Origin of the sequence: Pseudomonas sp. NFACC51 (assembly GCF_900103575.1) — a bacterium.
Classification (GTDB): Bacteria; Pseudomonadota; Gammaproteobacteria; order Pseudomonadales; family Pseudomonadaceae; genus Aquipseudomonas; species Aquipseudomonas fluorescens_Q.
This window is the reverse complement of record NZ_FMXH01000011.1, coordinates 154,145-179,027: the sequence shown is the minus strand read 5'-3', so window position 1 is coordinate 179,027 and position 24,883 is coordinate 154,145. Positions and strand designations below refer to the sequence as shown.

Annotated in this window: 23 protein-coding genes; 13 read left to right on the top strand and 10 right to left on the bottom strand. The window is 62.1% G+C overall.

Annotated elements, in window-relative coordinates; genetic code table 11:
* Window positions 1-70: 70 nt before the first annotated feature.
* Window positions 71-1,078, bottom strand: coding sequence for an ABC transporter substrate-binding protein (locus tag BLT00_RS21455; protein ID WP_092141298.1), 1,008 nt, complete (start codon window positions 1,076-1,078; stop codon window positions 71-73).
* Window positions 1,079-1,473: 395 nt separating this feature from the next.
* On the opposite strand from BLT00_RS21455, the gene BLT00_RS21450 reads away from it, so the two are divergent.
* From BLT00_RS21450 to BLT00_RS21440, 3 genes are all read left to right on the top strand, one after another.
* On the top strand, window positions 1,474-2,013 hold the full coding sequence (locus BLT00_RS21450; RefSeq protein ID WP_092141300.1) for a kinase inhibitor: 540 nt from the start codon (window positions 1,474-1,476) through the stop codon (window positions 2,011-2,013).
* Window positions 2,014-2,018: 5 nt separating this feature from the next.
* Window positions 2,019-2,837: a helix-turn-helix transcriptional regulator gene (locus BLT00_RS21445; protein ID WP_092141303.1), complete on the top strand. Its 819-nt coding sequence runs from the start codon at window positions 2,019-2,021 to the stop codon at window positions 2,835-2,837.
* Between the two features lie 236 nt (window positions 2,838-3,073).
* The gene (locus BLT00_RS21440; protein ID WP_092141305.1) at window positions 3,074-3,985 is read left to right on the top strand and encodes a LysR family transcriptional regulator; all 912 of its coding nucleotides are present in this window, start codon (window positions 3,074-3,076) and stop codon (window positions 3,983-3,985) included.
* A 199-nt stretch (window positions 3,986-4,184) separates the two neighbouring features.
* Here the strand turns inward: BLT00_RS21440 and BLT00_RS21435 are convergent, their stop codons facing one another.
* The 6 genes from BLT00_RS21435 to BLT00_RS21410 form a co-directional block, all read right to left on the bottom strand.
* Window positions 4,185-5,165 (bottom strand): ABC transporter substrate-binding protein, encoded by a 981-nt coding sequence (locus BLT00_RS21435; protein WP_371856933.1) that lies wholly within the window; start codon window positions 5,163-5,165, stop codon window positions 4,185-4,187.
* A 241-nt stretch (window positions 5,166-5,406) separates the two neighbouring features.
* A complete protein-coding gene (gene argE, locus BLT00_RS21430; protein WP_092141310.1) occupies window positions 5,407-6,576 on the bottom strand; it encodes an acetylornithine deacetylase in 1,170 nt (389 codons plus the stop codon).
* Complete coding sequence (locus tag BLT00_RS21425; protein ID WP_092141313.1) at window positions 6,569-7,243, bottom strand: DUF1028 domain-containing protein; 675 nt, start codon at window positions 7,241-7,243, stop codon at window positions 6,569-6,571. The genes argE and BLT00_RS21425 overlap by 8 nt, the downstream gene beginning before the upstream one ends.
* Window positions 7,244-7,253: 10 nt before the next feature.
* Window positions 7,254-7,664 carry a RidA family protein gene (locus BLT00_RS21420; protein WP_003201555.1) on the bottom strand — a complete coding sequence of 137 codons (411 nt, stop codon included), beginning with the start codon at window positions 7,662-7,664 and terminating at the stop codon, window positions 7,254-7,256.
* Window positions 7,664-8,989: a flavin-containing monooxygenase gene (locus BLT00_RS21415; RefSeq protein WP_092141316.1), complete on the bottom strand. Its 1,326-nt coding sequence runs from the start codon at window positions 8,987-8,989 to the stop codon at window positions 7,664-7,666. The genes BLT00_RS21420 and BLT00_RS21415 overlap by 1 nt, the downstream gene beginning before the upstream one ends.
* 641 nt (window positions 8,990-9,630) lie before the next feature.
* Complete coding sequence (locus tag BLT00_RS21410) at window positions 9,631-10,545, bottom strand: LysR family transcriptional regulator (protein WP_092141319.1); 915 nt, start codon at window positions 10,543-10,545, stop codon at window positions 9,631-9,633.
* 121 nt (window positions 10,546-10,666) lie between these two features.
* Between BLT00_RS21410 and BLT00_RS21405 the strand changes: the two genes are divergently transcribed.
* Together BLT00_RS21405 and BLT00_RS21400 are read left to right on the top strand one after the other, a co-directional pair.
* Window positions 10,667-11,506, top strand: coding sequence for a pirin family protein (locus tag BLT00_RS21405; RefSeq protein ID WP_092141322.1), 840 nt, complete (start codon window positions 10,667-10,669; stop codon window positions 11,504-11,506).
* Window positions 11,507-11,560: 54 nt separating this feature from the next.
* Window positions 11,561-12,655, top strand: a complete 1,095-nt coding sequence (locus tag BLT00_RS21400) for an alkene reductase (protein WP_092141325.1) — start codon at window positions 11,561-11,563, stop codon at window positions 12,653-12,655.
* Between the two features lie 62 nt (window positions 12,656-12,717).
* Here the strand turns inward: BLT00_RS21400 and BLT00_RS21395 are convergent, their stop codons facing one another.
* Window positions 12,718-13,773 (bottom strand): LacI family DNA-binding transcriptional regulator, encoded by a 1,056-nt coding sequence (locus BLT00_RS21395; RefSeq protein ID WP_092141328.1) that lies wholly within the window; start codon window positions 13,771-13,773, stop codon window positions 12,718-12,720.
* A 128-nt stretch (window positions 13,774-13,901) separates the two neighbouring features.
* Between BLT00_RS21395 and BLT00_RS21390 the strand changes: the two genes are divergently transcribed.
* The 3 genes from BLT00_RS21390 to BLT00_RS21380 all read left to right on the top strand — a co-directional run bounded on the left by BLT00_RS21390 (window position 13,902) and on the right by BLT00_RS21380 (window position 17,063).
* A complete protein-coding gene (locus BLT00_RS21390; RefSeq protein ID WP_092141331.1) occupies window positions 13,902-14,825 on the top strand; it encodes a TIM barrel protein in 924 nt (307 codons plus the stop codon).
* Between the two features lie 18 nt (window positions 14,826-14,843).
* A complete protein-coding gene (locus BLT00_RS21385; protein ID WP_092141334.1) occupies window positions 14,844-16,013 on the top strand; it encodes a Gfo/Idh/MocA family protein in 1,170 nt (389 codons plus the stop codon).
* A gap of 147 nt (window positions 16,014-16,160) precedes the next feature.
* Entirely contained in the window at window positions 16,161-17,063 is a 903-nt protein-coding gene (locus tag BLT00_RS21380) for a sugar phosphate isomerase/epimerase family protein (RefSeq protein WP_092141337.1), read from the top strand.
* A 9-nt stretch (window positions 17,064-17,072) separates the two neighbouring features.
* On the opposite strand, the gene BLT00_RS21375 is transcribed toward BLT00_RS21380, so the two are convergent.
* The gene (locus BLT00_RS21375; protein WP_092141340.1) at window positions 17,073-17,531 is read right to left on the bottom strand and encodes a metallophosphoesterase family protein; all 459 of its coding nucleotides are present in this window, start codon (window positions 17,529-17,531) and stop codon (window positions 17,073-17,075) included.
* Between the two features lie 127 nt (window positions 17,532-17,658).
* On the opposite strand from BLT00_RS21375, the gene BLT00_RS21370 reads away from it, so the two are divergent.
* From BLT00_RS21370 to BLT00_RS21355, 3 genes are all read left to right on the top strand, one after another.
* On the top strand, window positions 17,659-19,227 hold the full coding sequence (locus BLT00_RS21370) for a sensor domain-containing diguanylate cyclase (RefSeq protein ID WP_092141343.1): 1,569 nt from the start codon (window positions 17,659-17,661) through the stop codon (window positions 19,225-19,227).
* A 118-nt stretch (window positions 19,228-19,345) separates the two neighbouring features.
* Window positions 19,346-21,346, top strand: coding sequence for a peptidase U32 family protein (locus tag BLT00_RS21365; RefSeq protein WP_092141346.1), 2,001 nt, complete (start codon window positions 19,346-19,348; stop codon window positions 21,344-21,346).
* A 282-nt stretch (window positions 21,347-21,628) separates the two neighbouring features.
* Window positions 21,629-23,368 carry a dipeptidase gene (locus BLT00_RS21355; protein ID WP_092141352.1) on the top strand — a complete coding sequence of 580 codons (1,740 nt, stop codon included), beginning with the start codon at window positions 21,629-21,631 and terminating at the stop codon, window positions 23,366-23,368.
* Window positions 23,369-23,540: 172 nt separating this feature from the next.
* On the opposite strand, the gene BLT00_RS21345 is transcribed toward BLT00_RS21355, so the two are convergent.
* Window positions 23,541-23,768 carry a DUF3079 domain-containing protein gene (locus tag BLT00_RS21345; RefSeq protein WP_027911723.1) on the bottom strand — a complete coding sequence of 76 codons (228 nt, stop codon included), beginning with the start codon at window positions 23,766-23,768 and terminating at the stop codon, window positions 23,541-23,543.
* Window positions 23,769-23,973: 205 nt separating this feature from the next.
* On the opposite strand from BLT00_RS21345, the gene BLT00_RS21340 reads away from it, so the two are divergent.
* Both BLT00_RS21340 and BLT00_RS21335 read left to right on the top strand, forming a co-directional pair.
* A complete protein-coding gene (locus BLT00_RS21340) occupies window positions 23,974-24,504 on the top strand; it encodes an iron transporter (protein WP_063321427.1) in 531 nt (176 codons plus the stop codon).
* Window positions 24,505-24,506: 2 nt separating this feature from the next.
* On the top strand, window positions 24,507-24,869 hold the full coding sequence (locus tag BLT00_RS21335; protein WP_063321428.1) for a cupredoxin domain-containing protein: 363 nt from the start codon (window positions 24,507-24,509) through the stop codon (window positions 24,867-24,869).
* Window positions 24,870-24,883 lie beyond the last annotated feature (14 nt).

The window sequence follows — 24,883 nt, the reverse complement described above, 5'->3', positions numbered from 1 at the left end:
TCAGGCAAGTTCCATTCCGCCCCGTGGGCCGGTCGGGCAATTGTGCCGAAAACGGATAATCGGCCCGGATTCAGCTGCCGGCGTCGGCATGGGCCTCTTCGAAGAAATAGTCCTTCCAGCTGTCAGCCTTGTTTTTCAACACGCCCAGTTCATGCAGTTTTTCGGCATAGATGTAGGTGCGTTGCGGAACGACGGTGAAGTCGATTTCGGGGTCGGTGACGATTTTCTCCACCAGCGCCAGCGGCAACTTGGACTGTTCAACGCGGATGTAGGTCTGGGCAGCGGCCGGCTTGTCGGCCTTGATGATGCCTTGCGCCTCCACCAGGGCATCGTAGAACGCCTTGTAGGTCTTGGGGTTTTCGTCGTGGAATTTTTCCGTGGTGTAGAGCACGTTGAACGTCGCGGGCCCGCCCAGCACATCATAGGAACTGAGCACCTTGTGCACATTGGGGCTTTGCAGTGCCTGGTACTGGAACGGTGGGCTGGAGAAGTGTGAATTGATCTCCGACTGGCCGGCGATCAGCGCCGCCGTCGCATCCGGGTGCGGAAGGCTGACCGAGATGTCGTCGAATTTCTTGAAGTGATCGTTGCCGAACACCTTGGCGGTTTCGATCTGCAACGTGCGCGACTGGAATCCGACCCCTGCGGCCGGGACAGCGATCCGGTCCTTGTCGGTGAAGTCCTTGAGGCTCTTCACGTTCGGGTTGTTGGTCAACAGGTAGTTGGGCATCGATCCCAGCGAGGCGATGGCCTTGACGTTCTGCTTGCCGCGGGTCCGATCCCAGATCGTCAGCATCGGTGGAACGCCTGCCGACACCACATCCAGAGCGCCGGTCAGCAAGGCCTCGTTCATCGCCGTCGCGCCGGAAATGCTGTTCCAGTCCACTTTGATATCCAGGCCCTGGGCCTTGCCATGCTTCTCGATGAGCTGCTGGTCACGCACCACATCCAGGATCAGGTAGCCGATACCGAATTGCTGGGCGATGCTGATCTTGCCCTCGGCGTGGGCCAAGGGATTGAGCAGCGCAGTGGCCGCCAGGGAAACCAACAAGGTGAGCGCAGGACGCTTGAAAGCCATGGTCTGGTGAACCTCACAGTAGGTGAAAGACTGAAGATAACGACTTTAAAGCTATAAGAATATTAATTTAAATACCTTAATGGCATATCAATAGCACCTAAATATTCGGTATCCGAGCCCATGAAGCCGCACCCACGGGCACGATCACTTGATAACCTTGCAGACCTCCCCTCACGAACACCCGGCGCGAAGCGAATATGAACGAGATGTCCCTGGATATCGGCATCGCCACCGAGTCCGCTTTCAAATGGCCCAGGTGCTGGAATGGCGCCTGGTTAACACAGGTCAGTAGTCAATCGAGCATTTCGGCACTTTGGCCGAGCGTTTCGGCACAGTAACCACTCTTTGTTCATCCTAGACTCGAGCTTCACTTTTAAGCCCCAGATGGAATCACGATGAAAATCAGGTCACTCCTGCCTGCACTCACCATGGCCGTAGCATTCAGTGGATACGCTGCCGACTTCTCACTGACCAGCCGGGATATTGCTGACAACCGTCCGCTGACCAGTCGCGAAGTGTTCCAGGGCTTCGGTTGCGAAGGTGGCAACACGTCTCCTGAGCTTTCCTGGACAAACGCCCCCGCGGGGACCAAAAGTTACGCGATCACGGTCTATGATCCCGATGCGCCGACGGGTAGCGGTTGGTGGCATTGGACGGTGGTCAACCTACCCGCCTCTACCAATAGCTTGCCAAGAGGAGTGGGAGCGAACCTGCCTGCCGGTGCCGTACAAGGGCGAACCGATTATGGCCAGCCAGGATTCGGCGGGGCTTGCCCACCTGTAGGGGATAAGCCCCATCGCTATCAATTCACCGTATGGGCATTGAAAGTCGATAAGCTACCCCTCGACGGTGAGGCCAGTGGCGCCTTGGTTGGATACATGCTCAATGCCAACGTCCTGGCCAAAGCGACGATCACTTCAACTTACGGACGTTAAAAACGATGCGCGCTTGTGACGGCATACAGCACCGGGAAAACATTATCGATGCGTGTGTCATACAGGCGCGACAGCCCCTTAGCTTGTCAAGGGTACCGGTGTTCGCGACCACTCTGTGTCGAGTGCGGCAGGGGGAAAAACTGTTGCAATGGGATGACCGGGAGATGCGCGCGGGGCCGCAACATCTGATTCTGATGCCGGCCGGACGCGAGCTTGGTATCTCGAACTTCCCCGGCCCTCACGGTCACTACATCGCCGATGCGGTCACCTTTCCCCTCTCGACACTGCGTAACTTCAGCAGCCAATATAGCCAACAGATCATGAGCCGTCGCGGTGCACTGAAGACCGATCTGTGCGTCCCTCTGGACAGGCACACGACACAGGCATGGAATCAGCTGTTGGCCTCCATCAATGCGAACGCCCCGGACGCATTACGCACGCTCTATGGGGAAGCGGTTCTTCTGAGCCTGTGCCTTGGTGGCCAGATCGGACCTTTGCTGATGGGGCGCAACGATCCCATTTGCGAACGTGTGCAGCAGATGGTGATGGGCAGCCCGGAGAGAGACTGGACGGTGGCGAGCGTTGCACAGCAACTTAACCTGGGTGAGTCGACATTGCGCCGCCAACTGGCGAATGAGGGGGACAGTTTCAGGAGCATCCTGGAAGGCGTTCGACTGGCGACGGCGTTGCAATGGTTGCAAACAACGTCTCGTCCCATCGGTGAAATTGCCGGAGCCTGCGGTTACGCCTCGGCCTCACGTTTTGCGGTGCGCTTTCGCTCACGCTATGGCCTGTCGCCACGTGAATTGCGGGCAACGATTTAAGCATTCCGGTGAGGTTCCCTCCGTTCGACATAACCTGGCACACCGTCGATATCCTTCGGGTCTTCGCCGGTCTTTCCCGACGCCTGCCAACGATCCTTGGGCAGGCGTTTTTTCCGGCGCTCGTCCCCAAGCCAGCCTGAATATCGTCACTGCCCAGCAAAATCCGCATCAATGCCCGCCCATCGTCCTCCGTGCACAAGGTAAGGTAGGCAGAATCATCCGGATCGAGGTGCGCCGTGGCGTCCTATTCCCTACGTCAGCTGAAGTACTTCGTCACCACCGTCGAATGTGGCAGCGTCGCCGAAGCCTCTCGCAAGCTGTACATCGCCCAACCGTCGATCGCCTCCGCCATCAAGGGCTTGGAAGACAGTTTCGGTGTGCAATTGCTCATTCGTCATCACGCCCAGGGAGTATCGCTGACGCCCGGCGGCGCGCGCTTCTATCGCAAGGCCCAGGAACTGCTGCGCATGGCCCGGGAGTTCGAGCAGAACGCGCTGGCCGATAACGATGTGGTCAGCGGGCAGATCGACATCGGCTGCTTCGAAACCGTCGCTCCGCTCTACCTGCCACGGCTGATCGCGGGCTTTCGCGAGCGCTTCCCGGGGGTGGAAATCCGCGTGCAGGATGGCGAGCAACAGGAGCTGGTGCAAGGCCTCACAGGGGGGCGTTTCGACCTGGCGATTTTTTATGAACACGACCTCGACAGTACCATCGAGACCGAAGCACTGACGGCGCCGCAACGCCCTTACGCGTTGTTGCCGGTGGGGCATCGCTTCGCCGACCAGGCCCAGGTATCGCTGCGCGACCTGGCCCTCGAACCGATGATCCTGCTGGATGTGCAGCCCAGTCGCACTTATTTCGTGAGCATCTTCGAGGAGCTGGGCCTGACGCCCAACATTGTCTTCAGCTCGCCGTCCATCGAGATGGTGCGGGGCATGGTCGGCCAGTCCTTTGGTTTTGCCGTACTGGTGACCCGCCCGCACTCCACCTGCACCTACGATGGGCAATACCTGGTGTGCGTCGACATCGCCGAGGACGTGACCGGTTCGGCACTGGTGGCAGGCTGGCTCAAGCGCGCGCACCTTACCAAGCCGGCGCAGTTGTTTGTCGACTATTGCAAGGAACAGTTCAGGCAATGGCTGCCTTGAGCCACGACAGGCCAGGCACAACTGCCCGCCCCGGCCTGTAAGTAAAACACCAACCCCGTAGCGAGGGAGCTTGCTCCCGCTGGGTTGCGCAGCGACCCCATGCAAGCCGAACGCGGTCAGGCTGATACACCGAGGCGCCTGGTGTTGGGGCTGCTGCGCAGCCCAGCGGGAGCAAGCTCCCTCGCCACAAGGGATGTTTCTAGCGAGCGGCCCAGGCGTTGAAGCGTTGCTCCAGTTCCTCGCCATGGTCGACCCAGAACTCCGCGTCCACGGCTTGGGCTTCAGCCAGGTTGGCCTCGGCGGTGGGCAACTGTTCCTGTACCGCCGTCGGCAACAGCGCCAGTGTCTTGCGGTGCACCGGCCCATAAGGGATGTTTTCCGAAAACACCTTCTGGGTCTGCGGCTGGCTGGCAAAGGCAATGAACTGCTCGGCCAGGGCCTTGTTCGGCGTGCCCTTGACCACGGCCCAGTACTCCGGGTCGTAGAGGCTCTGCGGCCAGACGATGCTCAGCTTCATGCCTTCTTTCTGCGCCGACGCGATGCGTCCGTTGTAGGCCGCACTCATCGCCACGTCCCCCGCCACCAACCACTGCGCCGGTTGCGCGCCGGCTTCCCACCATTGGATGTTCGGCTTGATCTGGTCGAGCTTGGCGAATGCCCGGGACACGCCTTCCGGGGTGTTCAGCACCTTGTACACGTCGTGCGCCTTGACCCCGTCGGCCAGCAAGGCGATTTCCAAAGTGTACTTGGCGCCCTTGCGCAGGCCGCGCTTGCCTGGGTACTCGGCAACGTTCCAGAAATCCGCCCAGGACTTGGGTGCCTTGGCGAGCTTGCTCTGGTCATAAGCCAGGACCATCGACCAGACGTAGGTGGCGACCCCACATTCATTGAGTGCTCCCGGCACATAGTTCGCCGGGTCGCCCAGGCGCCCCAGGTCAAGCTTCTCGAACAGCCCCTCCTCGCAACCACGCAACAGCTCTGGGCTCTCCACTTCGACGACGTCCCAGCTGGTGTGGCCGGCGGCGACCATGGCCTTGATCTTCGACAATTCACCGTTGTATTCGCCAGCCACGATGTTTCCCGCGCCGCTGGCGTTGAAAGGTTGGAAGTAGGCCTTGTCCTGGGCCTGCTTGGTGGCGCCGCCGAAGGAAATCACGGTCAAGCTCTGGGGCGCGGCCATGACGCTTGAACTCAACAACGCCAATGCACACGCGATATTGCAACGCAAGGATCTGGACATGAAGCGGTTCCTCGAAAATACCGGCTCGCCCGCACGAGCCGGTGACGGGACTCAAAAGTGACCGTAAATACGGGCGGCAAGGTCTACAGCAAAGGCTCTTGTCGGCCTGTTCATGGGTGTCGCCTGGCTGACCGCGAGGAATCTCCTTCCCTTGAAATCGTCCTCCTCAGGCACCTTGCGGTCAGCAATCATTGGGTTCACAGAGATGGCTCGCCAGCCGATCCATCAAGCGGTCGCAGGCGGCCATTTGTTCAACGCTCACGTATTCGTCGGGCTTGTGCCCCTGGTCCATGCTGCCGGGGCCACAGACCACCGTCGGCACCCCGGCCTGATGGAACAGGCCGCCTTCGGTGCCAAAGGCGACGGTGCCGAACGCGTCGCTGCCGCACAGTTGCGCAACCAGTCGGGCGGCCGCGCTGTCCGGCGAAGTGGCGAGGCCCGGGTAGGCCGACAACGGTTCGAAGCGGATTGCGGTATCCCCCGCCACCGCCTGCATGGCCGGCAGCAGGGTCTGCTCGGCATAACCTTGCAATTGCTCGACCACCACGAGGGGATCGAAATCCGGCAAGGCGCGCACCTCGAAATCGAAGCGACAGTCCGCCGGGACGATGTTCAGCGCCGTGCCGCCGTGGACCACCCCGACCTGCACCGTGGAAAACGCCGGGTCGAAGCGCGGGTCGTGCCGCGAGGGTTCGGCCAGTTGCGCGCCGATCTCGCCCAACCGCCCGATCAGGCGCGCCGCCTGTTCGATGGCGTTGACCCCGTAAGGGGCGTAGGCCGAATGGCAGGCCGCCCCTCGCACATGACAACGCATCGCCAGCTTGCCTTTGTGCCCCAGCACCGGTCGGAGTTGGGTGGGTTCGCCAATCAGGCACAGGGCCGGTTGCGGAACTCGCCGAACCAACACCTCCAGCAAGCTGTGAACGCCCAGGCAACCCACCTCTTCGTCATAGGAAAACGCCAGGTGCACCGGTCGCCGAAGCGGGCTGGCGAGGAATGTCGGCACCGCTGCCAGCACTGATGCCAGATAGCCCTTCATGTCCGCCGTGCCGCGCCCGAACAGCTTGCCGTCCAACTCGCTCAGGCAAAACGGATCGACCGTCCAGGCTTGGCCATCCACCGGCACCACGTCGGTATGCCCGGACAAGACCACGCCACCGGACACCGCCGGACCGATACTCGCCAACAGGTTGGCCTTGGTCCGCTCTGGGTTGTAAATCAGCTCGCAGGCCACACCCAAGCCTTGCAGGTAATCGCGAACGAACTCGATCAGCGCCAGGTTCGAATCGCGACTGACCGTGGCAAAGCCCACCAGGCTGGCGAGCATTTCCCGGCTGCGCAGCTCATTCATCGCCCGGCACGCCATAGCTGGGCGCCGCTGTCGGGTCCAGGGCACGGGTCAGGTAATCCAGCAGTTGTGGCTGATAGGCCAGCCAGAGTTTCTCCAGCTCGCCGATGGGATTTTCCTCGGCCCAATCCACCCGCAGATCGACGATGGGCCAGGTCAGGTCATCCACCACCGACAACGCCGCCGAGTGCACCGCCCCGGCTTCGCCACCGGCCGCCTGCCCGGCCTGCAGCGCGCTCAGCAGGCGTGACGCGAGACAACCACCGCCCCGCTCGAAGGTCGTGACCATGGCCTCGATCACCGCAGCGTTGGCCAACAGATTGCCAGCCGCCACGCATTGCTCACCGGCCACGGCGTTGTGGGTGCCCAGGGTATGCTCGCCGCTGAAAATCGCCGTGCGGCCCTCGGCATCGATCACCGCCACCTGCCGGTATTGGCCGTAGCCGTTGCGCGCCAGGGTCCGCTCCAGCGCCGCTTGCGCGGTCAGGCCGCTGGCCAATTCATCGAGAACCTGCGGGCCCAGGGCCGGCAGCGTAATGTTCTGGCTCGACACCGCGCCGACGCCGGCTCGCAACCAGGGACAACGGGCACCCACGGCAATGCTCGAGGAGCTGATGGCGATGCCTAACTGGCCAGTTTCGGCGCAGCGCCCGACGATGGAAAAAGTCATGCCGCACTCCTTATTCGGGGATCACCGCAATCACGTCGATTTCCATCAGCCACTGCGGCTGGCCCAGGGCACTGACCACCAGGCCGGTGGAGATCGGAAACACGCCCTTGAGCCACTTGCCGACCTCCTGGTACACCGGCTCGCGATAACGCGGGTCGATCAGGTACGTCGTGGTCTTGACGATGTGGCTCAGGTCACTGCCGGCCTCTTCCAGCAATTGCTTGACGTTGCGCATGGCCTGTTCGGCCTGGGCGCGAGGATCGCCGAGGCCCACCAGTTGGCCATTGAAATCGGTACCGACCTGACCACGCACGTAGACGGTGTTGCCGGCGCGCACGGCCTGGCACAGATCGTTGTCCAGCGTCTGGTTCGGGTAGGTGTCCTTGGTATTGAACATGCGAATACGCGTGTGAGTAGGCATCAACGAACTCCCGTGAGACTGGTTTTCGAACGCTGTGAATCGCTGTCGAGTGCCGACGCCTGGCGCTGGGCAGCATCCTGATAGGCGAGATAAATGCGTTGCTTCACGATGTGGTCGGCAATATGCCGGGCGTCATGCCAGACGCCCCAGATGAACGCCGAGCCCCGTCGCGACAGCCAGGGCAAGCCGACGAAATACAGGCCCGGTTCCCTGGAAACGCCACGCTGATGCCGAGGCTTGCCATTGGCGCCGAGGGCGTCGACCTTCAGCCAGCTGTAATCCACCGAGTAGCCGGTGGCCCAGATGACACTGGTCACGCCGGCGGCGACCAGGTCCAGTTCCAGGATTGGCCGGGTCAGGCATTGCGGATCAGGCAGCCGGTGACGAGCTTCAGGTTCGAGCGGCAGGTCCAGGCCGTTGCGGGCGATGTAGGCGTCGGCGGCATCCAGCAGCGCCAGGTAGTTTTCGTCGCCGCGGGCGATGTTTTCGGCCAGATTCGGCTCAAAGGTCACCACGCTGCCATTGAACGATTTCGTCAGCCCCACCAGGGTGATGCCCTCCTGGGCCAGCCGGCGAAAATCCACGGTATGGCCACCACGGGCACCGCTCACCGCGATAGTGACGTGCTCCTTGCCCGGCTGGACCGCCTCCGCGTCCCACTCGCCCAGCACGCCTAGCCACCAGCAGAAGTCGCGGTTGCGATAGGCCCGGGGCGGACGATCGTGGGCGCCCACCGAGAGATAGACCTGTTTGCCGGCGCGCTGCAGTTCATCGGCGATCTGCACCCCCGACGACCCGGCGCCCACCACCAACACAGCCCCCTCGGGCAATTGCCGGGGATTGCGGTACTGGGCCGAGTGCAACTGGGTAACCGTCGCCATATCGGGTGCAATCGGTGGAATCACCGGTCGCTGGAAGGGCCCGGTGGCGACGACGACATGGATCGCCTCGATCAAGCCTTCAGAGGTTTCAACGGTGAACCCCGGACGGCCGACATTGCGCTCGACTTTCCTGACCTCCACGCCGGTACGGATCGGTGCGTTGAACTTGTTGGCATAGGCTTCGAAATAATCGGCCACCTGGTCCTTTGTCGCGAAGTCATCAGGACCGAGTCCCTCGAATTCCAACCCCGGAAAACGGTCATGCCAGGCCGGGCCATTGGCGACCAGCGAATCCCAACGTGATGTGCGCCAAGCTTCGGCAATGCCGCTTCGCTCCACCACGAGATGCGGTACGCCTTGCCGGCTCAAGTGCTCACTCATGGCTATGCCGGCTTGGCCGGCGCCTATGACGAGCGTATCGATGTGTAGGGGTTCAACAGGCATGTCTGTGCACTTCCGACAATAGGTTTGATTCAGGCGGGCATGGCGCCGCCTCGGGTTCGGCTTTCTTGTTGTTCTGCGGTTGCGGCTATCGAGATGAGGTGTCGAGGCGATTGTGTTGGCAGGCGGGAATTTGCGAAACGAGGGTTTTTATCGTTGCTGGGAAGGAAAAAAATGGGCTACTGCCCGGGCGTGATACCCAAAGGAACAAGGCGAGTCTTGTTTGCAGCTGAGACACACGGAACCTGTGGCGAGGGAGCTTGCTCCCGCTGGGCTGCGCAGCGGCCCCAAACCTATCACCAAGGTCTGTCAGGCGGACTGCGTCCAGTTTTTAGGCTGCTGCGCAGCCAGCGGGAGCAAGCTCCCTCGCCACAAGAGCGGTTTAGCGGTGTGGCAAGAAGGTCGATGCACGCGGTAGCGCCACCCCTGACATCCACATCTTGGAGAGGGAATGCCTTTGTGGCGAGGGAGCTTGCTCCCGCTGGGTTGCGCAGCGGCCCCAAACCCGTCGCCAAGGTCTGTCAGGCTGATTGCGTTCAGCTTGTAGGCTGCTGCGCAGCCAGCGGGAGCAAGCTCCCTCGCCACGGTATTGAGGTGCGGCACAGCGGGCTTATCCCGCCACGACACCGGCCTGGATGGCTCACTCACTGCATCCGCGCCGGAAACGCCTTGAGCTCAAGTTTCTCCATCACCAACCCGATGAAAGCCGAAACCGCCAGCGGCAACTGCCGCCGGCTCGGATAGAGCACATTCAGACCGAAGCCGACGCGTTGGTATTGTGGCAGGACACGCACCAGCCTTCCGGCTTCCAGGTCGAGGCTGCTCAGCGCCCCGGGCAACACGGCGATGCCAAGGCCTGCGACGGTCGCCCTGCGCAACGCCTGGGCGGTGTTGGCGTGGAATCGGCTGGCGATCTGCACCTGTTCCTCGATGCCGTCCGGGCCAACGAATCGCCAATGGGTCATGCCGCCGGGATGAGCGAAACTCACGCCGTCGTGGTGAGCCAGATCCTGCAACGAAAGCGGTGCGCCGCGCGCGGCAATGTACGCGGGGCTGGCGACCATGCCGTCACCGTCGTTCTTGAGCAGTTGGCGACCGACATACCCCGAGTCCTGCAAGGGACCGCCGCGAAAGGCAACGTCGATGCGGTCGGCAATCAGATCGACCCGGGCGTCGCTGAGCACGAAATCAAGTTGCACTCGCGGATGCGCGGCTAAAAAGTCGGCCACCCATTGCATCGGGAAGAAATCGAAAAAATCCGCCATCGCCGCGATGCGCACCAGGCCGCTGGGTTCCTCGCTGCCCATCATCAGCGCCTGTCCGGCATCCATCAGGCCGTCCACCGCATCCACGCAGCGCTCATAAAACCCCTGGCCCGCATGAGTCAGCGTGAGTTTGCGGGTCGAGCGCTGCAAAAGTCGCGATTCAAGCTGGGCCTCCAACTGCTGAACCCGTCGGCTGACGGTATTGGAAGGCATGCCCAAGCGTCTGGCGGCTTCGGCGAAGCTGCCGCTGCGGACCACCTGAACGAACAGCGCAACATCGTTGAGATCGAGCATGGCACTGACATTCCTTCGTTTTATGGATGAGTTCAATCCGATTGTATCGGCTAATCAATCTATTGGCAGGCACTTATCCTTCTCGCATCGAGGCCCAACGCCCAAGACTTGGAGACACCCCATGAACAGCATCGTCGCAGCACCGCCCCGCGCCATCGTCCATCGCACCTCCGGCAACCGCCATGGGCCGATCACCCGGCTCATGAGTCCCGGTGACCTGGGCCAGCTCTGCAAGCCATTCGTGTTTCTCGATCACTTCGCCTTCAACGCCGACGCCCTGCACAGAGGTTTCGGCATGCACCCGCATTCCGGTATTGCCACGCTGACCTACATGATCGAGGGCCAGGTGATCTACGAAGACACCACGGGCCAGTCAGGCACGCTGCCCAGCGGCGGCATGGAGTGGATGCAAGCCGGTAACGGCGTATGGCACACCGCCCGCCCCGTCGCAGGTTTGCCGAACCAAGGCTTCCAGCTCTGGGTTGCGCTGCCGGCGGCAGAAGAAAATGCCCCGGCCCGCAGCGTCTACCTGGCGCCCTCCGAGATCCCCCGTGAAGGTCCGGCGCTGGTGTTGCTCGGCCAATACGGCAGCGCCCGCAGCAGTGTCGCGGCGCCAGCAGGCATGAATTACCTCGCCGTGCAGTTGCAAGACAACGAGCACTGGCGCTACACGCCACCGGCCGGGCACACCGTCGCCTGGCTGGCGGTCAACGACGGCAGTCTCGATGCTGGCGACACCGTCAATGCCGGGGAAATGGTGGTCTTCGATGAATCCGGCGGGGCCATCGACATGGTTGCCCAAGGCGCAACGTCCTTCGTGCTCGGCTCCGCAGTCAAGCATCCCCACGACCTGGTGATGGGCTACTACTCCGTGCACACCAGCAAAGCCGCACTGGAAAAAGGCGAGAAGGAAATCCAGCGCATCGGCACCGTTTTGCAGCAAGAGGGTCGGCTGGCCTAGCCGCTCCTCGACTCAACCCTGATCCACTGTCCGAATCCCATAGAGGTGAACATCATGACCAACATCGGTCTCGACCTGCTGCTGTCCCGCGCCCAGGTCGGCAAGCTGTCCCTGAAAAACCGCATGATCATGGCCCCCATGACCCGCAGCCGGGCAGGTGCCGGTGACGCCGCCACGCCCCTGATGGCCGAGTACTACAGCCAACGGGCCAGCGCCGGCCTGATCGTCAGCGAAGGTTCCCAGGTGTCGGCCCAGGGCAAGGGTTACCTGAGAACGCCAGGGATCTTTACCCCTGAGCAAATCACCGGCTGGAAACAGGTGACCGACGCAGTTCATGCCGAGGGCGGACAGATCTTTCTGCAGCTCTGGCACGTAGGCCGTCTTTCTCATCCGCTGGTGCAGGTCAACGGCGCCCAACCCGTAGCCCCTTCGGCAATCAAGGCCGATGGCGAGATCTACACCGCCGAAGGTCTCAAGCCCTATGAGCTGCCACGGGCCCTGGAGCTCGATGAAATCCCCGGTGTGGTCGCCGACTTCCGCCAGGCCGCGGCCAACGCGAAGCTGGCCGGCTTCGACGGCGTGGAAATTCATGGCGCCAACGGCTACCTGATCGACCAGTTCCTGCGTGATGGCACCAACCAACGGACCGATGCCTACGGCGGCTCGATCGAGAACCGTGCCCGTTTCCTCAAGGAGGTGGTCGAGTCGGTGATTGAAGTCTTCGGCGCCAGCCGTGTCGGTGTTCGCCTGTCGCCGATCTTCAGTTACTTCTCGATGAGCGACAGCAACCCGCAAGCGACCTTCGACTACACCGCCAGAATGCTCAGCCGCTATGGCCTGGCTTACCTGCACATTGTGGAGTTGGGCGAAGGCCCGTTCGACTTCCTGGAACTCAAGCGCCGCTTTGGCGGGCCGTACATCGCCAATGGCGGCTACAGCGCCGAACGCGCGGCCACTGCCATCAGCCGTGGAGAAGCCGACCTGGTGGCATTCGGCACGCCGTTTCTGGCGAACCCGGACCTGGTGGAGCGTTTCAAACGGGGCCAGGCGCTGAACGCCCCTGACGCATCGACGTTCTACCAGGGCGACGAGCGGGGTTATACGGACTATCCGACCCTGACAGAGGCTCAAGCAGGCCAAGAGGCTTAATACCCAGGAGCCGACGGAACCAGCCTGTTCGCGAAAGCGGCGGCTGAGAATGCATCAAACATTCAGGTGCTTTCCGGCACATCGATCTGAAGCGGCACCACCCGCCTCGGCGCCGAGCCTGGCGAGGTGGCAGTCGCTGCCTCGACCAGGGCTTCGACTGCCTGTTCGGCCATGGTCACGACGGGATGAGACAGCACCGCCTGGACCAGCCCCGTCTTCAACGCCTCGCGTGTCAACGGCGTCAGGTCATGGCACACCACCACAGGCAAGCGAATCTTCTGTTTCTGGAGGCTGCGCAAGGCCCGCAATACGCCGGCGATGCCACCACCGGCCACATAAAGCCCTACCAGGTCAGGCTCTGCGGTGAGCAAATCCAGCGTGTTGCCATACGCGAACTCATCGTCCTCCAGCGTCAGGCGCGACGCGAGCAGCTCCCATTCGCTGGAGTGCTCGGCCAGATAACTGTGAAAGCTCAGCTCGCACAATTCCTGGCACTGGAAACGCTGGCTGCTGAGCATGACGGCCGCCGCCCCGGGTCGACTCGCCAGACGGCTGATGAACCAACCTGCCGTGCGGCCCGTGAGTCGATTGTCCAACCCGACGTACCCCGTGCCGCTGGCGCTGGACAGCTCCGACAGCAGCGCTACCGCCGAAACCCCTGTCTCGCGCAATTGCGCAACCGCCTCCCGGACCCGGGGATGATCCACCGCCACCACGCCCAGGCCGTCCACTTGATCGCGCAGGGCCAGGATACGTTGCGCCACGATGACCGGATCGAGGTCGTCCAAGTAGCCGATGACCACGCGAATCCGTGCTCGCGTGCAGGTCGCGGCAGCGTTCGACAACGCATGGGCCAGCCCCTGGTAAAAAGGTACGCCGCTTTTCTGCAACAGAAAGCCAAGCCGCAAGGTCGGGCGGTCGTTGAGCACCCGCTGCTCGATAACGCCCTTGGCATGAAACCCCAACCGCGCGGCCGCCGCGGCAATACGTTGGGCGGTATCGGCGCGCACATCGGCGCGCAGGTTCAACACCCGGTCGACGGTAGACAAGCTGACCCCGGCCTCCCGGGCGACATCAGCCATGGTGGGGCGAAGCATTCGGCGTGGCTTTTCTGACATGTTTTGACACCTCTGCCCGGCATCATGAGGGGTTTTGACAGATTAAGCCAACACCCCATGGCCCCCTCCCCAGCAACGCAATAGCATCAAGTCCAGCCCATAACAATAAACACAGCCGGAGAGCTTCCATGGCCATTCACATCTGTACAGCACCCTGCTGTTGGGGCGTCGATGACGTCAAGAACCCGTTCCTGCCACCGTGGCGCCGGGTACTTGGCGAAGCCGCCGAGGCCGGTTATCGCGGCATTGAGCTGGGGCCTTATGGTTACTTGCCCCTGGACGCCGAAGGCGTAGGCGCGGCCTTGTCCGAACACGGCCTGCACGTGGTTGCCGGGACGATCTTCGACGACTTGGTCAACCCCGCCAACCTGCCTGGACTGCTGCGCCAGGCCCACGACATCTGCACGTTGCTCAGGCAGTTGCCCCCCATGGAAAAACAGCTCGGCCAACGCTTCGCCGGGCCGTATCTGGTGATCATCGACTGGGGCCACGAGGCGCGCGACTACGCAGCCGGTCACTCGGACCGCGCCCCGCGCCTGGACGACGCTCGCTGGAATACGATGATGGCGCACATCCGCGCCATTGCTGACATCACCTGGCATCAATACGGCATCCGCGCCGTCATCCATCCCCACGCCGGTGGCTACATCGAGTTCGCCGACGAGTTGGCGCGCCTGGTGGACGACATTCCCGATGAAGTCGCCGGGTTGTGCCTGGACACCGGGCATCTCTATTACGCGGGCATGGACCCGGTCGCGTCGCTGCGCACCTACGCCCATCGCCTGGACTACCTGCACTTCAAGGACATCGACCCGGCGGTGTTCGACCAGGTGCTGAACGAACGCATCCGCTTCTTCGACGCTTGCGCCCGGGGCGTGATGTGCCCCATCGGGCGGGGCGTCATCGATTACCCGGCGCTGCACAGCCTCGTGCATGAACTGGGTTATGTGGGTTGCATCACCGTCGAACAGGAGCGTGACCCACGCAACGCCGGGAGCAGCCTCGACGACGTGGCCGCCAGCCGCGCCTACCTGGCCCGCATCGGTTTCTGATCACACAAGGACAACGTCATGATCAACGGCAGCAAAACAATCACGCGGCCCATCCGTTGGGCCATGGTCGGTGGCGGCGAGCACAGCCAGATCGGCTACATCCATCGCTCGGCCGCCCTGCGCGACCGGAATTTCGAGTTGGTTGCCGCGGCGCTGGATATCGATCCAGCCCGTGGCCGAGCCTTTGGCGAGCAACTGGGTATCGACCCCCAGCGTTGCTATCCGGACTACCTCAGCCTGTTCGAGCTGGAAGCACAACGTCCCGACGGGATTGAAGCGGTGTCAATCGCCACGCCCAACGGCACCCACTACGCCATCACCCGCGCCGCCCTGGAAGCAGGGCTGCATGTGGTCTGCGAAAAGCCGCTGTGCTTTACCCTCGAGCAGGCCGAGGCACTGCGCACCCTGGCGCACGCCAAGGGACGCATCGTTGGCTTGACCTACGGCTATGCCGGGCACCAGTTGATCGAGCAGGCCCGGGCGATGATCGCGGCGCAGGCACTGGGCGAGATCCGCATGGTGCACATGCAGTTTGCCCATGGTTTTCACTGCGCCCCGGTGGAGGCGCAGAACCAGGCCACCCAGTGGCGCGTCGACCCGCGCCAGGCCGGGCCCAGCTATGTACTGGGGGATGTCGGTACGCACCCGCTGTATTTGTCCAAGGTGATGTTGCCCGATCTCAAGATCAAACGCTTGATGTGCAGCCGGCAAAGCTTCGTCGCCAGTCGCGCACCGCTGGAAGACAACGCCTACACCTTGATGGAGTACGAAGGCGGCGCCATGGGCATGGTCTGGTCCAGCGCTGTGAATGCCGGCTCCATGCACGGGCAGAAAATCCGCGTGATCGGCTCCCGGGCCAGCCTTGAATGGTGGGACGAGCGGCCCAACCAGTTGAGCTTCGAGATCCAGGGCCAACCTGCGCAGACCCTGGAACGCGGCATGGGCTACCTGCACGCCGACGCGCTGCAGGACGACCGCATCGGTGGTGGCCACCCCGAAGGGCTGTTCGAAGCCTGGTCCAATCTCTATCGCCGCTTCGCCCTGGCCATGGATGCAGCGAACCGCGGTGACAGCGAGGTGCTGGCCGCCCTGCGCTACCCCGACATCGACGTCGGCGTGGAAGGCGTGCGTTGGATCGAACGCTGCGTGGAATCGGCCAACCAGGATGCTGCGTGGGTCGCCTATTGACCCGACACCCGTCAGTCAAAATAACCCTGTGGCGAGGGAGCTTGCTCCCGCTGGGCTGCGAAGCGGCCCCGTCTTGGGACTGCTGCGCAGTCCAGCGGGAGCAAGCTCCCTCGCCACGGGTAATGAGCGTTCCTAAGGAGAACAACAATGAAAATCGCCCTCGACCCCTACATGCATCGCCACCTGAGCCTGCCGGACCTGTGCCGCAAGACTGCCGAGCTCGGTTTCGAATACCTCGAACTGTCGCCACGGGAAGATTTCCTGCCCTGGTGGGTACGCCCCCGCGCCCACAAGGAACGCATCGCCGAGTTCAAGAAAGCCCTGCGCGATCACGATCTGCAACTGGCCTCGCTGCTGCCGATGTATCGCTGGGCCAGCCCCCACGAAGACGAACGCCGGGCAGCGGTGAACTACTGGAAGGAGGCCATCCAGATCGCCGTGGAAATGGGTTGCACGACGATGAACTCGGAGTTCGGCCGTGGGCCGTCGCCTGATCGCGGGCATAAAGTCAGTTGCTGCGGTGGTGTGCACAGCCACGAATCGAGCGAAGCGGCCTGGTGGCGTTCGATGGAAGAACTGGTGCCTGTCCTGGAGGCAGAAGGCGTCACGCTGAACGTCGAACCTCACCCGGAGGACTGGTGCGAGACACTGCACCCGGCCCTCGACATGCTCAAGACCCTCGGTTCGAACAACGTCAAGTTCCTCTATTGCACGCCGCACACCTTCTATTTCGGCGATGACATGAAAGCCATGATCACCGAGGCCGGGTCGATGATCGCCCATGTCCACATCGCCGACACCTACAATCACAAGGCCTCGTCCGGCCTGCGCTACATCGTCAACCCGCCCGGCGCCAAGGTCACCGTCCACCAGCATATGGACATGCACCAGGGCGAGATCGACTGGGACCTGTTCTTCAGTGAGCTGGCCAAGACCGGCTTCGACGGCATCGTCACCGCGTGCGTGTTCGGCTGGGAAGAGCGGGCGGATGAATCCGGGCGCTTCATGCGCAAGGAAATCCAGTCCTACGTCGACAAATACTTCAAGTAAGCGTGTCCATCACTCCAGCAACTGGACCAGCCGCGGCTCGATCGCGCCAGCGCTCACCTCGACCAACGCCAGCGTCACCGGCAGCGTAAACCGCCGCCGGCCGGCGCTGCCAGGGTTCAGGTACAGCCGGTCGCCACGCCATTCGATGCCCGGCTTGTGGGAATGGCCGCTGATCACCCAGTTCACGCCCGGGTCGAGCGAGTCCTGTACATCGGCAATGTCGTGAACCAGCAAGACCTGCCATCCACACAGGTCGAATTGCAGGCGGTCAGCAAGCGGCCCGGCCCAATCGGCCCCCAGGTCGTTATTGCCGCGCACCATGTGCAATGGCGCAATCGACGCCAATTGATCCAGGATCTCGGGGCTGCCGATGTCACCGGCATGGATGATACGCTCACACCCCTGCAATGCTGCCAGCGCTTGCGGGCGGAGCAGACCATGGGTGTCGGAAATGACGCCAACTTTCATGAAACCTCTCTCCCCAATCGTGTGTCGCCGGTTGTACCTGCCTCGTCGTAGCAAGCTAACGTGCTGAAATCGAATAAGATAGGCTGCGCATCAATAGTGTGCAGACCCGTCGTAAAAGGAAATGTTGATGCTCGGACGCAAACGGCCAGAGCCAAAGATTGAAAACACTGATGAGGTCTTTTCTCCCCAGAGCGCCCAGGCCGGAGCGGCGTTGCGGCTCACCGTGAGCTTCATGCTGGTGGTGGTTGTGGCCTTCCTGGCCGTCGAAGGCTGGCGGACCTGGCGCGACTACCGCGCCGCTTTTGCATCTGCCCGGGATTCAGTGACGAACCTGGCGCGGGCGACGGCCCAGCACGCTGAAGACACCATTCGACAAGTGGATGTGGTCACCGCCGCCCTCGCCGAACGAGTGGAGGGCGATGGCCTGCAGAACATGGATATCCCACGCATCCATAAACTATTGGTGCAGCAGGCCGCCATCATGCCGCAACTGCACGGGTTGTTTATCTATGGCCCGGACGGCCAATGGCTGGCGACGGACAAGGAGACGATCCCGGAAATGGCGAACAACGCCGACCGCGACTACTTCCAATACCACCGCACCCACAAGGATCAAGGCGTGCGCATCGGTGACGTCGTCAAGAGCCGTTCCACCAATGACCTGATCATTCCCATTTCCCGCCGCCTGAACAACCCCGATGGCTCGTTTGCCGGCGTATTGCTGGGAACAGTTAAGGTGAGCTATTTCGTCGACTACTACGGCGACTTCAAAATCGATGGCAAAGGCGCGCTGGTCCTGGCCAAGCGCAGCGGAACGATCCTGGTCCGACGTCCCTTCGTCGCTTCGGTGATTGGCAAGAGCCTGGTTAACAGCGTGATTTTCAGAGAACATTTACCCACCTCCAACCAAGGGGTTGCCGAAGCCAAGGCCGTCGTCGACGACACCGAGCGCCTATACGGCTACCGGGCGCTGACCACTTACCCGCTGGTGGTGGAAGCCGGCTTGTCCCGCGAATCGATCATCGCGCCCTGGCGCCGCGACCTGTTCAAGACCGGTCTGGTGCTGATTTTCCTGATCGCGATACTGGTGGGCTTCGGGCTCATCGTGTTGAGCCAACTGCGCTACCGCATGGCCATGGAGAAGCAGATTCGCAGCGCCCACCAGGCCATGCGCGACATGGCGCTGACCGACAGCCTGACCGGGCTGGGCAACCGCAGGCGGCTGGACATCGCCCTGGCCGATGAGATCCGCCTGGCCAGGCGCCAGGGTTCGTCCCTGGCCCTGATCATGCTCGACGTCGATTACTTCAAGCGTTTCAACGACAGATACGGCCATGCCGCCGGGGACGATTGCCTGCGGGCGATTGCAGCCGCGCTCAGGCAGACCATCAAGCGGCCGGGCGACCTGGCTGTCCGCTACGGCGGTGAAGAGTTCACCGTGCTGCTGCCAAACACCGACAGCGCCGGCGCCACCAGGGTCGTGCAGCAAATCCTCGAAGCGGTCAGGGCCTTGAACATTGAACATGGCGACCATCCCTTGGGCATCGTGACCATCAGCGCGGGCGTCACCACCTGCCAGCCGAGCGGCGAGGACGTCACCCCGGCCATGCTGATCAGGGCCGCGGACGCCTTCCTGTACCTGGCCAAGAACACCGGGCGCAACCGCTGGTGCAGCGCCGGCTCGACGCCTGGGTGACCCCAGCAGGACCGCCGCGTATCGGTCAAGGTCGTGCTAACCCAAGTCCACAGGTGCCTGCAAGGCGCCTGGCGGCTACAATGCTCGCTTCGACCGTGACCAGCCTGACTAAAAACAAATGTCCTTGCCCAAACATCATCTGGAATTGCTCAGCCCCGCCCGCGACGTGACCATCGCCCGCGAGGCCATCCTGCATGGCGCCGACGCCGTGTACATCGGTGGCCCGAGTTTCGGCGCACGTCACAACGCCTGCAACGAAGTGGGCGATATTGCCCGGCTGGTGGAGTTCGCCCATCGCTACCACGCCCGTGTGTTCACGACCATCAACACCATCCTGCACGACAACGAGTTGGAGCCAGCCCGACAACTGATCCACCAGTTGTACGATGCCGGCGTCGATGCGCTGATCGTCCAGGACCTGGGGGTAATGGAGCTGGATATTCCACCCATCGAGCTGCACGCCAGCACCCAGACCGACATCCGTACCCTGGCCCGAGCGAAGTTCCTCGACCAGGCTGGTTTCTCGCAACTGGTCTTGGCCCGTGAGCTGAACCTGCAGGAAATCCGCGCCATCGCCGACGAGACCGAGGCAGCCATCGAGTTCTTCATCCACGGCGCGCTGTGCGTGGCGTTTTCCGGCCAGTGCAACATCTCCCACGCCCAGAACGGCCGCAGCGCCAACCGTGGCGACTGCTCCCAGGCCTGCCGCCTGCCCTACACCCTCAAGGACGACCAGGGCCGGGTGGTCGCCTACGAAAAACACCTGCTGTCGATGAAAGACAACAACCAGAGCGCCAACATCCGCGCCCTGGTCGAAGCCGGCGTGCGTTCATTCAAGATCGAAGGCCGCTACAAGGACATGGGTTATGTGAAGAACATCACCGCCTATTACCGCCAGCGCCTGGACGATGTCCTCGAAGACCGTCCGGACCTGGCCCGCGCGTCCAGCGGCCGCACCGCGCACTTCTTCGTCCCCGACCCGGACAAGACCTTCCACCGTGGCAGCACCGACTATTTCGTCAGCGAACGCAAGATCGACATCGGCGCCTTCGATTCGCCGACCTTTACGGGCGTGCCGGTGGGCGTGGTGGAAAAAGTCGGCAAACGTGACCTGCAAGTGGTGACCTTCGATCCGCTGTCCAACGGCGACGGCCTCAATGTGCTGGTCAAGCGCGAAGTCGTCGGTTTCCGCGCCAACATCGCCGAGCCCAAGGGTGAGTTCGAAGAGGACGGCCAGAAGCGTTACCGCTACCGTGTCGAACCCAACGAGATGCCGGCCGGCATGTACCAGTTGCGCCCCAACCACCCGTTGAGCCGCAACCTGGACCACAACTGGCAGCAAGCGTTGCTCAAGACCTCCTCCGAACGCCGCGTCGGCCTGGCCTGGGTTGCGCGCCTGCGCGAAGAGCGCCTGGAACTGACCGCCACCAGCGAAGAAGGCATCAGCGCCAGCGTCGCCCTGGACGGACCGTTCGGCCAGGCCAACAAGCCGGAACAGGCCCTGGAGCAATTGCACGACCTGCTCGGCCAACTGGGCACCACCGAATACCACGCCACCGCGATCGAGCTGGATGCGCCCCAGGCGTTCTTCGTCCCCAACTCGCAGCTCAAGGCCTTGCGCCGCGAAGCCATCGAGGCCCTGACCAGCGCCCGCATCAAAGCCCACCCACGCGGTGGCCGCAAGGCCGAGACCAACCCGCCGCCGGTGTACCCGGAATCGCACCTGTCGTTCCTGGCCAACGTCTACAACCAGAAGGCCCGGGACTTCTATCATCGTCACGGCGTCATGCTGATCGACGCGGCGTTCGAGGCCCACGAGGAAACGGGAGAAGTGCCGGTGATGATCACCAAGCACTGCCTGCGCTTCTCGTTCAACCTCTGCCCCAAGCAGGCCAAGGGGGTCACTGGCGTGCGCACCAAGGTGGCGCCGATGCAGCTGATACACGGTGATGAAGTGCTGACGTTGAAGTTCGATTGCAAACCCTGCGAAATGCATGTGGTCGGCAAGATCAAGGGACACATCCTCGACCTGCCGTTACCTGGCAGCACGGCGCAGCCCGTGGTCGGCCACATCAGCCCTGAAGACCTGCTCAAGACCATCCCCCGCGCACCGCATTAAGCAATGCGCACCTATGGCAGCGAGCTTGCTCGCGATAGCGGTGGGCCTGCTTGCATTGAGGCTGAATGTATCGCCGCCTTCGCGAGCAAGCTCGCTGCCACATGGGTTTTCGGGTGTTTGATGGCCCTGCGCCATTTTTCATTTCTGCGCCGTTTTTGCTTCGCTGTGCGACAGATTTTCCTGCAGGACTCCCCCACCCTTTCCTCGCGGTGTTAGGTTGCAAGCGTTTGTGTCATCAAATCAGACACTTGTCTCCTACCGCCTGCAAAGGAATGCCCAGCAATGGACTTCTCGCTCAAACATCTGGCAGTGACCACCCTGCTGCTGTCCAGCCTCGCTTCGATCACCACACCAGCACTCGCCAACATCACCGCCCAACAGGGCGCAGCCATCGTCAAAACCTTCTCCAACACCTCAGCCACCGATTTCAGGCAGTTCCTGGCCGACGTGGCCAAGAGCGACCCGGGCAAAGCCGCGAACCTCGGCTCGGCCATCAGCGCGTTCCAAGGCAACAAAACCCTTTCAGTTGAACAGCAGAATGAAATCCATCGCCTGTTAGGTCTCTATGCCCGAGTGAAATACGGCCAAGCGGCCACCGAGACCCTGAAGGAACTGGTCGCCATCCCGACTTTTCGCAAGGACGGCGTCGCCCAGCACGAGAACCCGGAATTTCTCAAGATCGCCGACAAGATCAAAAGCCTGGCCGAAGCGTTCAACCTCAACTTCCGCAATGTCGACAACCGCGTCTATGAGATTTCCCTCGAAGGCGGCGGTGACGAAGTCGTCGGCATTCACGCCCATGCCGACGTGGTGCCGGTAACGCCGGAAAACTGGGTGTTGAAAGATGGCACCCGCCTCGACCCGTTCAAGGTCACCCTGGTGGGCGACCGCATGTATGGCCGCGGTACCGAGGACGACAAGAACGGCATCGTGGTCGCGCTCTATGCCATGAAAATCATCAAGGAAGAGAAACTGCCGCTGGCGCGCAACTTCAAGCTGCTGGTCGACACCACCGAGGAAACCACTGGCGACGCCATCCCCTATTACTTTGAACGCAACCCGACGCCCAACTACAACCTGGCGCTGGATGGCGGCTACCCCGTAGTGATCGCCGAGAAAGGCTATGGCACCATCATGGCGAACTTTACCCGACGCGCTGCACAGGGCAAGGGGGCAGAAATTACCGCGCTGACGGGCGGCTTGGCGACCAATCAGATTCCGTCGACGTCCGTTGCCACCTTCGCCAGCGACAAGCCCGCCGAATTGGCTACCAGCCTGCTCAAGGCCGGTACCGACTATGCCAAGCGCAATGGCGGTCACTTCGAGGTGGCCAGCCAGGTTGTCGGCAAGGACGTCCAACTGACCTTCACTGGCGTGTCCGCCCACTCCTCCGAACCCGAGTCAGGCGTCAACCCGGTGGCAAGGATGCTGGACTTCATCAATAGCCTGGACGGCAAGGTCGCGCTCAAACGCAACCACATCACCGACGCCGCCCGCTATGCCGCCGACAACTGGGGCCTGGACTATCTGGGCAGCAAACTGGGAATTGGTTTTTCCGATGCTTTCATGGGCCCGCTGACCGCGTCCCTGACCTACGTCGGCATGGACGAGAAGACCTTCAAGTTGGCGGTCAACCTGCGAGTGCCAGTGGGCAAGACCACAGCAGCCCTCAAGACTGAAATCGCCGACAAACTGGCCGCCTGGAGCAAGAAGTCCCACGTCGCGGTGGCCTTCGACTATTCCATTGACGAGCCGATGTACCGCAACCCCGAGGGGGAATGGGTCAAGGCACTGCTGGCCGTGGCAAGTGAAAACCTGGGCATGGAACACAAATACGGCACCTCTGCCGGCGCCACTTCGGTTCATGACTTGCCCAATGGCGTGCAATTCGGCCTGGCCATGCCCGACGTCAAGTACACCGGTCACAACGACAACGAGTTCAAGACGGTCGAGCAGTTCCTGTTGGACTTGCAGATCGTGACCGAGATGATGGGGCGGATCGGGCAGTTGCCGAAGCTCTAAGGTGCGTATGATCCATTGTGGCGAGGGAGCTTGCTCCCGCTGGGCTGCGAAGCGGCCCCTAACCTGCCAAATGCGCAGTATCAGACACCCCCCACCCGCCGGTTTACGACTGCTTCGCAGCCGAGCGGGAGCAAGCTCCCTCGCCACAGGGGGCCCCTCACTACAGGTTATTTCATTCCTTCGGGTGAGTGGCGCTTGGATCGATGACCTTGGCGGTGATATCGACCAGCTCCAACCCCCAATCCCCGTGCAGATACCAATCCTCCCCAATCATCTCAGCCGGATGCATCGTTCGATCGGCACCGTTGCCGCAGGCCAGCGCACTGGTCGGACAGTAGCGATCACACCCCCAGCAAATGCGCTCGGGATGTTTGGGACTGATGGGAAATGGCTTTGCCATGACGACCCCGTATAACGGATGGGTGTACCCGCACCCTACCGCGTCGGGGCACCGTGCCCCTTGATCGCGATCAAGAACAACCGCGCAGGAACGAGTCGTCACTCGTTGTTGGAAAATTCGCGCTGAAAAATTGACAAGAATCATTATTATTCGCAGCAAAGCTTCCTAGACTCGGCGCCATCATTTAGCCAACCAGGAAGTCATCATGCGCACACTTGCAACTCTGCCTCTGGCCCTGCTGTTTCTCGCACCGCTGGCCCAGGCCAAGGAATACCCCATCGGCGAACCGCAACTGTGCCCGGGACTGGAGGTCGGTGCGGTGTATTTGCAGCCGATTGAAATGGCCCCGGCCGGGATGATGCGCGCCACTGCCGATTCCGACGTGCACCTGGAAGCCGACATCCGCGCCACGGCGGACAATAAGCAGGGCTTCCAGGAAGGTAGTTTCGTGCCCTACCTCAATGTGTCGTTCCAACTGAAGAAACAAGGCAACGACACCGAACTCAAGGGTGACTTCCACGCCATGGTCGCCAACGACGGGCCGCACTATGGCGACAACGTCAAGCTGCTCGGCCCTGGCAAATATCAACTGACGTTCACCCTCCTGCCACCTGGCGGCCATGGCTCCCTCGGCCGTCATACCGACAAGGAAACCGGCGTGGCGCCATGGTTCGAACGTTGCGAACTGCATTACGAATTCGTCTACGCCGGGATCGGTAAAAAAGGCGGGTACTGAGCATGCGCCACTCATCCTGCCCACGGCACGTCGCGCCTCATCGACGCCTGGCCTGGTTGACGCTGGCCGGTTTGCTGCTGCCCTCGATCGCCCATGCCGAACTGCCAACCTACGAGCTGAGCATACGCGACGGGCATTTCACGCCGTCGCAACTGGAAGTACCGGCTGGGCAACGCTTCAAGATCGTGCTCAAGAACATCGGCCAAGGCCCGGCGGAGTTCGAAAGCACGCCTTTGCGCGTCGAGAAAGTGCTCTCGCCCGGTGTCACGACCTTCGTGGTCATCCACCCACTGCGCCCGGGGCACTATCCGTTTTTCGACGAATTCAATCCGCAACTGCCCGAGGGCGGGATTCTCGCTCAGTAGTTGGTCTGCAGGAG

Bases quoted from the DNA above. Each gene is read 5' to 3' on its own strand.
- BLT00_RS21455 (WP_092141298.1), bottom strand. From the start codon at position 1,078: ATGGCTTTCAAGCGTCCTGCGCTCACCTTGTTGGTTTCCCTGGCGGCC.
- BLT00_RS21450 (WP_092141300.1), top strand. From the start codon at position 1,474: ATGAAAATCAGGTCACTCCTGCCTGCACTCACCATGGCCGTAGCATTC.
- BLT00_RS21445 (WP_092141303.1), top strand. From the start codon at position 2,019: ATGCGCGCTTGTGACGGCATACAGCACCGGGAAAACATTATCGATGCG.
- BLT00_RS21435 (WP_371856933.1), bottom strand. From the start codon at position 5,165: ATGGCCGCGCCCCAGAGCTTGACCGTGATTTCCTTCGGCGGCGCCACC.
- argE (WP_092141310.1), bottom strand. From the start codon at position 6,576: ATGAATGAGCTGCGCAGCCGGGAAATGCTCGCCAGCCTGGTGGGCTTT.
- BLT00_RS21425 (WP_092141313.1), bottom strand. From the start codon at position 7,243: ATGACTTTTTCCATCGTCGGGCGCTGCGCCGAAACTGGCCAGTTAGGC.
- BLT00_RS21420 (WP_003201555.1), bottom strand. From the start codon at position 7,664: ATGCCTACTCACACGCGTATTCGCATGTTCAATACCAAGGACACCTAC.
- BLT00_RS21415 (WP_092141316.1), bottom strand. From the start codon at position 8,989: ATGCCTGTTGAACCCCTACACATCGATACGCTCGTCATAGGCGCCGGC.
- BLT00_RS21410 (WP_092141319.1), bottom strand. From the start codon at position 10,545: ATGCTCGATCTCAACGATGTTGCGCTGTTCGTTCAGGTGGTCCGCAGC.
- BLT00_RS21405 (WP_092141322.1), top strand. From the start codon at position 10,667: ATGAACAGCATCGTCGCAGCACCGCCCCGCGCCATCGTCCATCGCACC.
- BLT00_RS21400 (WP_092141325.1), top strand. From the start codon at position 11,561: ATGACCAACATCGGTCTCGACCTGCTGCTGTCCCGCGCCCAGGTCGGC.
- BLT00_RS21395 (WP_092141328.1), bottom strand. From the start codon at position 13,773: ATGTCAGAAAAGCCACGCCGAATGCTTCGCCCCACCATGGCTGATGTC.
- BLT00_RS21390 (WP_092141331.1), top strand. From the start codon at position 13,902: ATGGCCATTCACATCTGTACAGCACCCTGCTGTTGGGGCGTCGATGAC.
- BLT00_RS21385 (WP_092141334.1), top strand. From the start codon at position 14,844: ATGATCAACGGCAGCAAAACAATCACGCGGCCCATCCGTTGGGCCATG.
- BLT00_RS21380 (WP_092141337.1), top strand. From the start codon at position 16,161: ATGAAAATCGCCCTCGACCCCTACATGCATCGCCACCTGAGCCTGCCG.
- BLT00_RS21375 (WP_092141340.1), bottom strand. From the start codon at position 17,531: ATGAAAGTTGGCGTCATTTCCGACACCCATGGTCTGCTCCGCCCGCAA.
- BLT00_RS21370 (WP_092141343.1), top strand. From the start codon at position 17,659: ATGCTCGGACGCAAACGGCCAGAGCCAAAGATTGAAAACACTGATGAG.
- BLT00_RS21365 (WP_092141346.1), top strand. From the start codon at position 19,346: ATGTCCTTGCCCAAACATCATCTGGAATTGCTCAGCCCCGCCCGCGAC.
- BLT00_RS21355 (WP_092141352.1), top strand. From the start codon at position 21,629: ATGGACTTCTCGCTCAAACATCTGGCAGTGACCACCCTGCTGCTGTCC.
- BLT00_RS21345 (WP_027911723.1), bottom strand. From the start codon at position 23,768: ATGGCAAAGCCATTTCCCATCAGTCCCAAACATCCCGAGCGCATTTGC.
- BLT00_RS21340 (WP_063321427.1), top strand. From the start codon at position 23,974: ATGCGCACACTTGCAACTCTGCCTCTGGCCCTGCTGTTTCTCGCACCG.
- BLT00_RS21335 (WP_063321428.1), top strand. From the start codon at position 24,507: ATGCGCCACTCATCCTGCCCACGGCACGTCGCGCCTCATCGACGCCTG.